This window comes from Streptomyces sp. NPDC042364 (genome assembly GCF_056437585.1).
On sequence record NZ_JBWKAJ010000022.1, the window covers coordinates 1 to 10,611 of the forward strand.

The window sequence follows — 10,611 nt, forward strand, 5'->3', positions numbered from 1 at the left end:
GTCTCACCGACCCACTCACCCATCGCCACATGACGAGTCTGGCCCTGCCGCTGACGCGGCAGGGCCAGAACCCAAGATCTTCATCAGCCTTCTAGTGCCTGTCGGGGCGCTGGGGAGCCGCGGCGCCCTCGCGACCGCGTCCCTGCCGCGGCACTAGCGCACGGGCCGGTCGTCGCCGGACGGCGCCCGCACGGGCGTCCGCGACAGGAACAACCCGAACACCGGCGGCTGCGCCTGGAGCATCTCCAGACGCCCGCCGTCCGCCTCCGCGAGGTCCCGCGCGACCGCCAGCCCGATCCCCGTGGAGTTCCGCCCGCTGATCGCCCGTTCGAAGATCCGCGCCCCGAGGTCGGCGGGGACGCCGGGCCCCTCGTCGGTGACCTCGATGACCGCCTGGTTGCCGGTGACGCGCGTACGCAGGGCCACCGTGCCGCCGCCGTGCATCAGCGAGTTCTCGATCAGCGCGGCCAGCACCTGCGCGACCGCCCCCGGCGTGCCCACGGCCTGCAGATGCCGTTTGCCGGAGCTGACGATGGCGCGGCCGGCGCTGCGGTAGGCGGGGCGCCACTCCTCCAGCTGCTGCTTGATGACCTCGTCCAGCTCGAACGCGACGGCGGAGCCGTTGCGCGGGTCGCGGGAGTTGGTCAGGAGCCGCTCCACGACGTCCGTGAGCCGCTCGACCTGGGCGAGCGCGATGTGCGCCTCCTCCTTCACCGTCGCCGGGTCGTCGGTGAGCGTGATCTCCTCCAGCCGCATCGACAGCGCGGTCAGCGGCGTACGCAGCTGGTGGGACGCGTCCGCGGCGAGGCGCCGCTCGGCGGTCAGCATGCGGCCGATGCGCTCGGCGGAGGCGTCCAGCACATCCGCGACCCGGTCCAGCTCCGGGACGCCGTACCTCTTGTGCCGGGGGCGGGGGTCGCCGGAGCCGAGGCGTTCCGCGGTCTCGGCGAGGTCGGTGAGCGGGGAGGCGAGGCGGTTGGCCTGCCGTACCGCGAGGAGCACCGCGGCGATGACGGCGAGCAGGGCGACCGCCGCGATGATCAGCAGTGTGCGGCCGACCTCGCGGCTGACCGCCGAGCGGGACTCCTCGACGGTGACGACCTCGTCCTTCTCGCCCTTGGCCTCGTGGCGGATGACGTCGCCGACGGGCTTCTCGCCGATCTCGATCGTGCGCTGGCCGGGGATCTGGATCCTGGCGTAGCGGTCGTCGCCGACCTGGTCCTCCAGGACCTCGGCGGTGATCCGCTCGTCGCCGATGATGCGGCTGTCCACGATGCTCGTCAGCTGGACCGCCTCGGACTCCACGCGCTCCTGGGCGCTGTTGCTGATCGTCCGGGTCTCGACGATGACGAGGGAGACGCCGAAGACCGCGATGACCACGAGGACCACGGCGAGGGTGGACTGGATGAGACGGCGACGCACGGCTGCCCTCCGGGCGGGGCGGGTGTTCTGGGACCTTCGATTGTGCGGTACCTGGTACGAGTGCGGTGAGGTGCGGTGGCCGGAGGCCACGCCCCCGGGGTGCGCGGGGCGCGGGGAACCGCGCGATCAGCCCACTGCGGCCCGCAGTCGCCCGGCCACCCGATCACTCGGGCCCCGGGCCCCGCCCCGGTGCATCAAACCTCGGCCATCGGGCCTCCTGTGGCCGCATCCGGCGCCTGAGCACCGGGACCTCTGGGGCCGTCGGCCGCCCGGCCACCAGGACCTCTGGGGCCGTCGGCCGCCCGGCCACCGGGCATCAGGCGCTTGAGCACCGGGCCCCCGGGCCATCAGCCGCCCGATCACCCGGGGCCCGCGCCATCAGTCGCCCGGCGCCAGCCGAGCTCTCAGTTCTTCTCGAACCGGAAGCCGACGCCTCGCACCGTCGCGATGTACCGGGGGTTGGCCGCGTCGTCGCCCAGCTTCTTGCGCAGCCAGGAGATGTGCATGTCGAGCGTCTTCGTGGACGACCACCACGTGGTGTCCCACACCTCGCGCATCAGCTGGTCACGCGTGACGACCCGCCCCGCGTCCCGCACCAGCACCCGCAGCAGGTCGAACTCCTTCGCCGTCAGCTGGAGTTCCTCGTCGCCCATCCACGCACGGTGGGACTCGACGTCGATCCGGACACCGTGTGTGGCGGGCGGCTGCTGCGGCTCCGCCGCCCCGCGCCGGAGCAGCGCCCGTACCCGGGCGAGCAGCTCGGCGAGGCGGAACGGCTTGGTGACGTAGTCGTCGGCGCCCGCGTCGAGGCCGACCACGGTGTCCACCTCGTCGGCACGCGCGGTAAGGATCAGGATCGGCACGGTGTGACCCTCGGCGCGCAGCCGGCGGGCGACCTCCAGACCGTCCATGCCGGGCAGCCCCAGGTCGAGGACGACCAGGTCGACGCCACCCTGCATTCCGGCGTCCAGCGCGGTGGGGCCGTCCTCGCGGACCTCCACCTCGTACCCCTCCCGGCGCAGTGCGCGGGCCAGCGGCTCCGAGATGGACGCGTCGTCCTCGGCGAGCAGTACACGGGTCATGGGCTGATGGTAGTCCGCCGAGAACCGCAGGTGGAGGGTGATCGGCAAGCCTGATTCACACCATTGTCCGGCGGATTTCCCACCCCTGAGGGCCATGATCGAACAGGTCGGGCATTCCGCCCCCGTCCGGTGAGGATCCGGTCGCGGCCGTCGAAGGTCCGTGGAGATGAGGGACGGCCCGTGAAGTTTCCCGCCGCGGCTTCGCGACCCGATTCCACATCCTGCGCCTTTGGGATCCAATTCCCGGACACACCTTCGAATGCGCGATCCCTATCGCATTCTTACCTGTGATCCGTCTCTCAATCCCTTCCATTCCCTTGCCTACTCTGACGTATGGTGATGGAACGCCCGTAGCGACACGTGGGGACCTTTGGCGGCATATCTGCGCCGAAGGTCTCTTTTGTGCGCGGAGCCGGGTTCTCCGACTCCGCGGGAATGACCTGTGGCCGGCCCCGCGCCGACGGCTACCCCCTGCCGTCAACGCGCGTAGATGACGTGGATCCCCGGCGGTGCCGGCCCGCCCCTCCGACCGGGCGCCGCACACCTGTGTGTGCGGCGTCCCGAAGCGCAAGGAACGACCATGGCGTCCAGCCTGACGAAGGACTCGGCCGACCGGGGGACCCCCGGCGGCGAGCGCACCTTCTTCGGCCACCCCCGAGGACTGGCCACTCTCTTCATGACCGAGATGTGGGAGAGGTTCTCCTACTACGGCATGAAGGCCCTTCTGCCGCTCTACCTGGTCGCGCCGAACGGCCTGGACCTAGGTGCGGCGGCGACGATCACCATCACCGCGGTGTACGGGTCGATGGTCTACCTGCTCACCCTGCCCGGCGGGTGGATCGCGGACCGCTTCCTCGGTCCCCGCAGGACGGTCGCCGTCGCGGGCGTCGTCATCATGCTCGGCCATCTGACCCTGGCCCTGCCGTCGGCCGGTGTCTTCTACCTGGGCCTCGCCCTCGTCGCGATCGGCTCGGGCCTGCTGAAGGCCAACATCTCGACCATGGTCGGCCATCTCTACGACGGCCCGAACGACCCGCGCCGCGACGGCGGCTTCACGGTCTTCTACATCGGCATCAACGCGGGTGCCTTCGCCGCGCCGCTGGCCATCGGCACGGTGGGCGAGAAGGTGAGCTGGCACCTCGGCTTCGGGATGGCCGCGGTCGGCATGGCGCTGGGCCTCGCGCAGTTCCTGCTGGGCAGCCGCCACCTCAGCGAGCGCAGCGACATCGTCCCGACGCCGATGCCCGCCGCCGAGAAGTCGGCCGTCCTGCGCAAGGCCCTGCTGTGGCTGACCGTCCCGGTCGTCTTCTACGGCGTCCTCGGCCTGTCCGGCCACTACACCGTCAACTGGGCGGTGATCCCGGTCACCCTCGTCGGTCTGATCGTTCCGATCCGGGTGATCGCCCGGATCAAGCGCGACCGCGACCTGGACGTGGCCGAGCAGTCGAAGATGTCGGCGTTCATCTGGTTCTTCGTCGCCGCCGCGATCTTCTGGATGATCTACGACCAGGGCGCCTCGACCCTGGCCGTCTTCGCCGGCGAGTCGGCCGACAACCGGGTGTTCGGCTGGGAGTTCCCGGTCTCCTGGTACCAGTCCCTCAACCCGCTGATGATCATGTCGGCGGCGCCCGTCTTCGCCTGGCTGTGGGTGTGGCTGAACGGGCGGGGCAAGGAGCCGAGCACGATCGTCAAGTTCTCGGCCGCGCTGCTGCTGATCGGTGCCTCCTTCTTCCTCTTCCTGGCCCCGCTGGCCATCGCCGGTGACGGAGAGAAGGCCGCCGCGCTGTGGATCGCCGGGATCTACTTCGTGCAGACCCTCGGCGAGCTGACGCTCTCCCCGGTGGGTCTGTCCGTCACGACGAAGATGGCGCCCGTGAAGTACGCCTCCCAGATGATGGGCGTCTGGTTCCTCGCGGTCAGCGCGGGCGACTCCGTCACCGCCCTGCTGTCCAACGAGGCGGTCGGCGGCGTCAACCTCGACAGGGCGGGCTTCGTCGCCGTCGAGGCCACGCTGGCCGCCCTTGCCGGTGTCGCGCTGTACATGTACCGCGCCAAGGTCAAGCGGCTCATGGGCGACGTGCGCTGAGCACCCGCCGTCCGGCTTTCGCGCAGGGCCGCCACACCTCGGGGTGCGGCGGCCCTGCGGGCTTCTCCGGACGTTCCCGCCGGGCGCGGGGCTCAGCGCAGATACCGGCGCGGCATGAAGGTGAAGACCGCGCCGCCGAGCAGTGCCGCCGTGCCGGCGACGAGGGCCAGCGCCTTGAGCGTGCCCTGACCGCCGCCCGCGCCCGTGTCCGCGAGACCTCCGCCCGGGACGCCGCCGGAGGCCGCGCCCGAGCCGGACGCGGAGCCGCCGCCCACGGACCCGGGGGACGAGGAGCCGCCCGCCGCGCCGCCCGGCTGTTCCTCCGTGTCGAGGGTGAGCGAGACCATCGACTCGGCCGGGGTGCACGTGGTGGTCGTCCCCAGCGCCTTGATCGTCAGCACGCCGGGGGCCAGCGTGGACTCACCGCTCGCGCCCGGCTTGTAGGTGCCGGTGAGGTCGGGGATCTCCATGGGGTCGCCCGCCTTTATGGGTCCGGGGTTCGTCGGTCCCTCGACCTGGACCGAGCCCTTGTCGGCCCCGCCGAGGACGATCTCCATGGCGGGCTTCACCGAATCCGCGGGGATGTCGGCGGGGCTGTCCATCACCGACGTCCCGAACCGCACGGTGAGGTCGAAGCTCCCGCCGTCCTTCGTGGCGCCGATCCGCACCGGTGAGACGACGCTCCGGTCGCCGATGGGTGTCACGCAGTCGTACGGGACCCGGACCTCCTTGCCGGGGAAGTCGGTCTGCCCGCCCCCGCCGCCGCCCGTGGCGGAGCCACCGCCGTCCGAACCGCCGTCCGAACCGCCGTCCGTCGTGCCGCCGGAGGTCGTGCCGGAGGTGGTCGTACCGCCCGAGGTGGTGCCCGAGGTCGTCGTACCGCCCGAGGTGGTGCCGCCCGACGACGCGCCTCCGCTCGTGCCGGTGGTGCCGCTCGTGCCGCTGCCGCCCGTGGTGCCGCTCGTGCCGCCCGAGGTCCCCCCGCCACCGCTGACGTCGATGGTCGCCCCGGCCGTCACCGGTGCGGTCGGCGCGCACCTGGTCTCGGTGGAGAAGACGTCGATGGCGTACGCGTCGGGGGTCAGGGTCACCGTGCCGGGGACGGTCAGCTTCAGGGTGCCCTTCATGGTGGAGAGGACCATCGGGGCGCCCTTGGGGATGGCGGGGTTCTCGCGCGGTCCCTTCATGGCGATGTCGGCGGTCTGCGCCCCGGCGGCCCTGAGCGTGCCGCTCGGCTGGACCGTGTTGGCCGGGAGGTCGATGAGGTCGGGGTTCTTGGAGGCGGCCTGGACGAACCTCCACACCACCTCGACCTCGTCGCCGACCTTCGCCGTCCGTGGGGCGGTGATCTCCACCTCGGTCGTGCCCTCGACGGGCGGCAGCCCGGAGACCGCCGGCGGCACGCACCTCGTCGCGTACGCCACCTCGCCCGCGTACGCCGGTACGGCCGCCGCTCCCAGCAGGGCACCGGCCCCGCCGAGCAGCAACGCGACCCCGAGTGCACCCGCTCTTCGCTGCGCTCTCACACGCTTCCCTCTCTGGTCGGAGTCGTGGGGCCGCCTTCCCTCGGTGCGGAGAGCGCCCCGGTCGCCGTCGCCCCCGGATCGGTGTCCGGGGTGAACCACGGCAGGGCCGGGGTCGTACGAGTCGTCCTGCGGCCTCCGGACGACGCCGGGCGGGGTGCGGCGTGCGCGCCCGGCGAGGCGCCCCACCGGGGGAGCCTGCGGGCGGGTCCGGGGAGCGGTGGCCGTCGGCCGGACCGTCGGCCCGAGACCGTGCGCCTCGGCCGTGCCCTGTCCACCACCGCCAGGCCGACACGGAACAGCGCGGCCGGTACGACGAGGCAGAGCAGCAGCCAGAACAGGGTGACGCCCCAGGGGCGGCCCACGCCCCAGGGGTGCTCGGCGAGGACCCTGCCCCCGTAGGTGAGGGAGACGGTGTAGTCGCCGTGGGCCCCGGCGGCGAGTTCCACGGGCAGGGAGATGCGCGCCTTGCGGCCGGGCTCGATCGTGCCGCGCCACTGGTGGTCCTCCCACCGCGGCGCGAACACCCCGTGCGACGTGCCCACCTTGAAGACGGGGTCCTCGACCGCGGAACCGCCCACATTGCCGACGGTGAAGACGAGTTCGCGGGTGGCCGGTGCGCCGAACCAGGTCAGCAGCCCGCTCGTCCCGCGCAACTCGGTGTCGGTCAGCACGGAGAGCCGCCCGCCGGTGGCCTCCGGGGGCAGCGGCTCGACCGAGTGCCCGGCGACCTGGAAGGCCGCGAAGGCCTCCGCCTTCTCCCCCGTGATGGTGGCGACGCGTACGACGCACGGGCACGGCACCGGCGGCTCCGCCACCGGCACCCGCCGGCTGAAGCCGCCCTCGCCGTCGGCGGTCACGGCCCTGCCGTCGGCGTTGGCGCAGGAGTCGGTGCCGCCCGGCACACCCCGCGACGGCGTGGACTGCCCGCAGATCAGGATCATCAGCAGCGCCTTCGACCGCCATCCGCCGCCGGTGACGGTGACGGAACCGCCGGTCCCCGCCTGCGACTTGGACAGCTTCACGGTCGGCCCGTCGGCCGCCGCGGCCGGCCAGGCCCCGCCGGGCTGCGCGACGAGCGCGAACGCCAGCGCGAGCACGACCGCCGACGCGGAGATCCGCCCATTGCTCACGTCACCGCTCCCGTCAGCGGCGTGCGGTCTGGTTCCTGCGCGTCACCCAGAGCGCCCCCGCGGCGCCGGCGAGCAGCACGGTGCCGCCGAGCGTGCCGAGGGCGACCGCCGAGTCCAGCGGACCGGTCTGCGGCAGCTCACCCCCCGAACCACCCGAACCACCCGAACCCCCCGAACCACCGGCACCGTTCGTGCCGCCGGAGGCCGAGCCGCCCGACCCTCCCCCGCCCGCCGCGGTGACGTCCAGCGTCAGCGACGGCCCCGGATCGTTGCCCGGGGTGCAGGTGGTGACCGTCCCGAGGGCCTTGATGGTGAGCACACCGGCGGTGAAGTCGACCTTGCCGGACTTCTTCGGGGTGTACGTGGCGCTCAGATCACTGATCTTGATGGGGGTGTTGGCCGGAACGGCCTCCCGGTTCGGCGGCCCCGTCACCGTGAGCGTCCCGCTCTCGGCCCCGCTCAGCCTGATCGTGGCACTCGGGCTCATCGCCCCCTTGCCCAGCTCCACCGGGCTGGACGAGACGCCCTTCTGCCACGACATGGTGATCCTGTAGCCGCCGCCGCTCTTCACGCCCTTGATGTCGATGGGCGAGACCGCGGACTTGTCCCCGATCGGCGTCTTGCAGTTGTACTCGACGTCCACGACCTCGGCATGGGCCGCCGGGGCGGCCAGCAGCACCGCCGAGCCGGCCAGGGCCACGAGGGACGTGAGCGCGGCGGTTCGTTTCTGGTACGTCCGGTACGACACCTCGGCACCCCACATTCTGACGGGACATCAGATTGGCGGCTCAAGGTACGCCGGGGGTCTTGAGGAGGGAAGACACACGCAAGTGCCGGATGTGCGCCGGACCGCTTGCCGCGCTCAGGCCGGGGCGCCCAGCTCCGCCCACACGGTCTTGCCGGAGGCCCCCGCCGTGCGCACGACCCCCCAGTCCAGGCACAGCCGCTGCACGATGAACATCCCGTGCCCCCCGGGCCGCCCCGCCCGGTGCGGTGTCCGCGGCGCCGGGTTCCCGGTCCCCCGGTCGGCCACCTCGATCCGCAGCACCTTGTTGTCGCAGCTGATCCACAGCTCGGCCGGCCCTCCGGCATGCAGGCACGCGTTCGTGACCAGCTCGGAGACCACCAGCAGCACATCCTCGGCAGCGGCCCGCTGGTCCGCGGTGGCGGCCGGCAGCCATCCCCACTCGTACAGCGCCTGGCGGGTGAAGTCACGGGCGAGCGGGACCACGCCGCTCTCGCCGTCGAAGCTCAGCCGGCGGGGCCCGCGGCCGGCGGCCGACGCCGCGGGCAGGTCCTCTCCGGGCGCCCCGGAAGCGCCGCCGACGCCCGGTTCCGGGCCGCGGTCGCCCGGCGAGACAGGCCGGGTGGTGCTCATCAGCGCTTCACCTCACCGATTCACCAGTTCATGTATCAGGACTCAAGAATGCGGGACGGGGACCCGCCGTACGTGCCTTTTCCTGCCGCCATCCGTCATGCCATCCGTTTTTCCGTCGTCGCCCTCGGGCCGCGGGCGAGCGCCTTCGACCCGTTCAGGGTGTCTCCTGCCCGAGCGAACCGTCAGAACACCCACGTTTCCGGCATGAATCCCGTGACGCGGGTAATCAGCCGGTCACTGTCGGACACCAGGGTGGTCGCGCGCCGACGATCCACCCCGCCGCGACAGCGGTCCGCCCTGTCGGCCTAGGCCGACAGGGCCGCCTCGACGGTGTCATGCACAGTGAAGACGGCCTCGGCGCCGGTGATCTCGAAGACCCGGGCGACCGCCGGCAGCATCCCCGCCAGATGGACCCCGCCGCCCGCCGCCTCCGCCCGGAGGCGGACGCCCAGCAGGACGTTGAGTCCGGTGGAGTCACAGAACTCCAGCTGTGTGCAGTCCACCACAAGGCGGGCGAAGCCCTTGTCCAGGCACCCTTCGAGTGGCTCACGCAACAGGTCGGCGGTGTGGTGATCGAGCTCACCCGCCGGGGTCACGACGGCGCTGGCGCCCTCTTCCCGCACCTCGACCCGTAGCCGGCCCGACTGTGCGCTGCCGACCGTCCCACGGTCCATGCCGTCATCTCTCCCGACCGTCGTGACTGCTGACTCGCCCTCGAACATTACGCCTTCTCCACACTCCCCGACACCCGAACAATCGCCTGCAAATGGACATTTCGCCACAGCAGGCACTTGCGACGTTGTCCCGGAACCGGGTAGGCCTAGTAGTGACACCAATCAACACGGCCGGCTTCGGAGGCGCCGCACACCGCAGTGCACGGATTGGCATCGGCGGCCATATGCCGAGAACGATGGAGGACATCATGTCACCCCGGCTCGACGAATCGCATACCCAGAGGGCGACGTCGGCACCCGCTCTGGAAGACGGTCTCGACGACCTCGCCCACCAACCGGGCGACGCGCTCGCGGACCTTCCGGAGATCCCCCCGTACGGCGAGGTGGGGCCGGTGGACGCACGGGCTCTGTCCAAGACCCTCTTCGAGCGGCTGGAGTCGCTCGAGGAAGGCACGCACGAGTACTCGTACGTCCGCAACACCCTGGTGGAGCTGAACCTCGCGCTGGTGAAGTTCGCCGCCTCCCGCTTCCGCTCGCGCAGCGAGCCCATGGAGGACATCATCCAGGTCGGGACGATCGGCCTGATCAAGGCGATCGACCGCTTCGAGCTGAGCCGGGGCGTCGAGTTCCCCACCTTCGCGATGCCGACGATCGTCGGCGAGATCAAGCGTTTCTTCCGCGACACGAGCTGGTCCGTGCGGGTTCCGCGCAGACTTCAGGAGCTCCGCCTCGACCTGGCCAAGGCCGGTGACGAACTCGCCCAGAAGCTCGATCGCGCTCCGACAGTGGGAGAGTTGGCGGAGCGCCTCGGCCTCACGAACGACGAGGTCGTCGAGGGCATGGCGGCGTCGAACGCGTACACGGCCTCGTCCCTGGACGCCCAGCCCGAGGAGGACGACTCCGAGGGCGCGCTGTCCGACCGCATCGGCTACGAGGACCACGGGCTCGAGGGCATCGAGTACGTCGAGTCCCTGAAGCCGCTGATCGCGGAACTGGCACCGCGCGACCGGAAGATCCTTTCCCTGCGGTTCGTCGCCAACATGACGCAGTCCGAGATCGGGGACGAGCTGGGCATCTCGCAGATGCACGTGTCCCGCTTGCTGTCCCGCACGCTGGTACGTCTGCGCAAGGGGCTGACCCTCGACGAGTGACCCCGTCGGCCACGACGAAACAGTTCGGCCGGGGGGGGGCGGGGGGCGGCCGCCGCCCCCCCCCCCCCCCGGGGGGGGCCCCCCCCCCCCGGGCCCCCCCCCCCCCCCCCCCCCGGGCCGGGGCCCCCCCCCCCCCCCCCCCCCCCCCCCCCCCCCGGGCCG

General features: G+C 71.9%; 9 protein-coding genes. 2 read left to right on the plus strand and 7 right to left on the minus strand.

Features of this window, described 5'->3' with window-relative positions; genetic code table 11:
* Positions 1-153 precede the first annotated feature (153 nt).
* Both AC067N_RS31750 and AC067N_RS31755 read right to left on the minus strand, forming a co-directional pair.
* On the minus strand, positions 154-1,422 hold the full coding sequence (locus AC067N_RS31750; protein ID WP_478682361.1) for an ATP-binding protein: 1,269 nt from the start codon (positions 1,420-1,422) through the stop codon (positions 154-156).
* Between the two features lie 404 nt (positions 1,423-1,826).
* Complete coding sequence (locus AC067N_RS31755) at positions 1,827-2,504, minus strand: response regulator transcription factor (RefSeq protein ID WP_048819934.1); 678 nt, start codon at positions 2,502-2,504, stop codon at positions 1,827-1,829.
* Positions 2,505-3,084: 580 nt separating this feature from the next.
* On the opposite strand from AC067N_RS31755, the gene AC067N_RS31760 reads away from it, so the two are divergent.
* Positions 3,085-4,590, plus strand: a complete 1,506-nt coding sequence (locus tag AC067N_RS31760; RefSeq protein ID WP_478682362.1) for a peptide MFS transporter — start codon at positions 3,085-3,087, stop codon at positions 4,588-4,590.
* 92 nt (positions 4,591-4,682) lie between these two features.
* Here AC067N_RS31760 and AC067N_RS31765 read toward each other — a convergent pair whose 3' ends face one another.
* The 5 genes from AC067N_RS31765 to AC067N_RS31785 all read right to left on the minus strand — a co-directional run bounded on the left by AC067N_RS31765 (position 4,683) and on the right by AC067N_RS31785 (position 9,298).
* The gene (locus AC067N_RS31765) at positions 4,683-6,116 is read right to left on the minus strand and encodes a hypothetical protein (RefSeq protein WP_478682363.1); all 1,434 of its coding nucleotides are present in this window, start codon (positions 6,114-6,116) and stop codon (positions 4,683-4,685) included.
* Complete coding sequence (locus AC067N_RS31770) at positions 6,113-7,246, minus strand: hypothetical protein (protein WP_478682364.1); 1,134 nt, start codon at positions 7,244-7,246, stop codon at positions 6,113-6,115. Before AC067N_RS31770 ends, AC067N_RS31765 begins: the two co-directional genes overlap by 4 nt.
* Positions 7,247-7,259: 13 nt before the next feature.
* On the minus strand, positions 7,260-8,009 hold the full coding sequence (locus AC067N_RS31775) for a peptidase (RefSeq protein WP_478682365.1): 750 nt from the start codon (positions 8,007-8,009) through the stop codon (positions 7,260-7,262).
* 99 nt (positions 8,010-8,108) lie between these two features.
* The gene (locus AC067N_RS31780; protein WP_478682366.1) at positions 8,109-8,624 is read right to left on the minus strand and encodes an ATP-binding protein; all 516 of its coding nucleotides are present in this window, start codon (positions 8,622-8,624) and stop codon (positions 8,109-8,111) included.
* A 305-nt stretch (positions 8,625-8,929) separates the two neighbouring features.
* Complete coding sequence (locus AC067N_RS31785) at positions 8,930-9,298, minus strand: STAS domain-containing protein (RefSeq protein WP_055540172.1); 369 nt, start codon at positions 9,296-9,298, stop codon at positions 8,930-8,932.
* Positions 9,299-9,546: 248 nt separating this feature from the next.
* On the opposite strand from AC067N_RS31785, the gene AC067N_RS31790 reads away from it, so the two are divergent.
* On the plus strand, positions 9,547-10,449 hold the full coding sequence (locus AC067N_RS31790; protein ID WP_478682446.1) for an RNA polymerase sigma factor SigF: 903 nt from the start codon (positions 9,547-9,549) through the stop codon (positions 10,447-10,449).
* Positions 10,450-10,611: the final 162 nt, after the last annotated feature.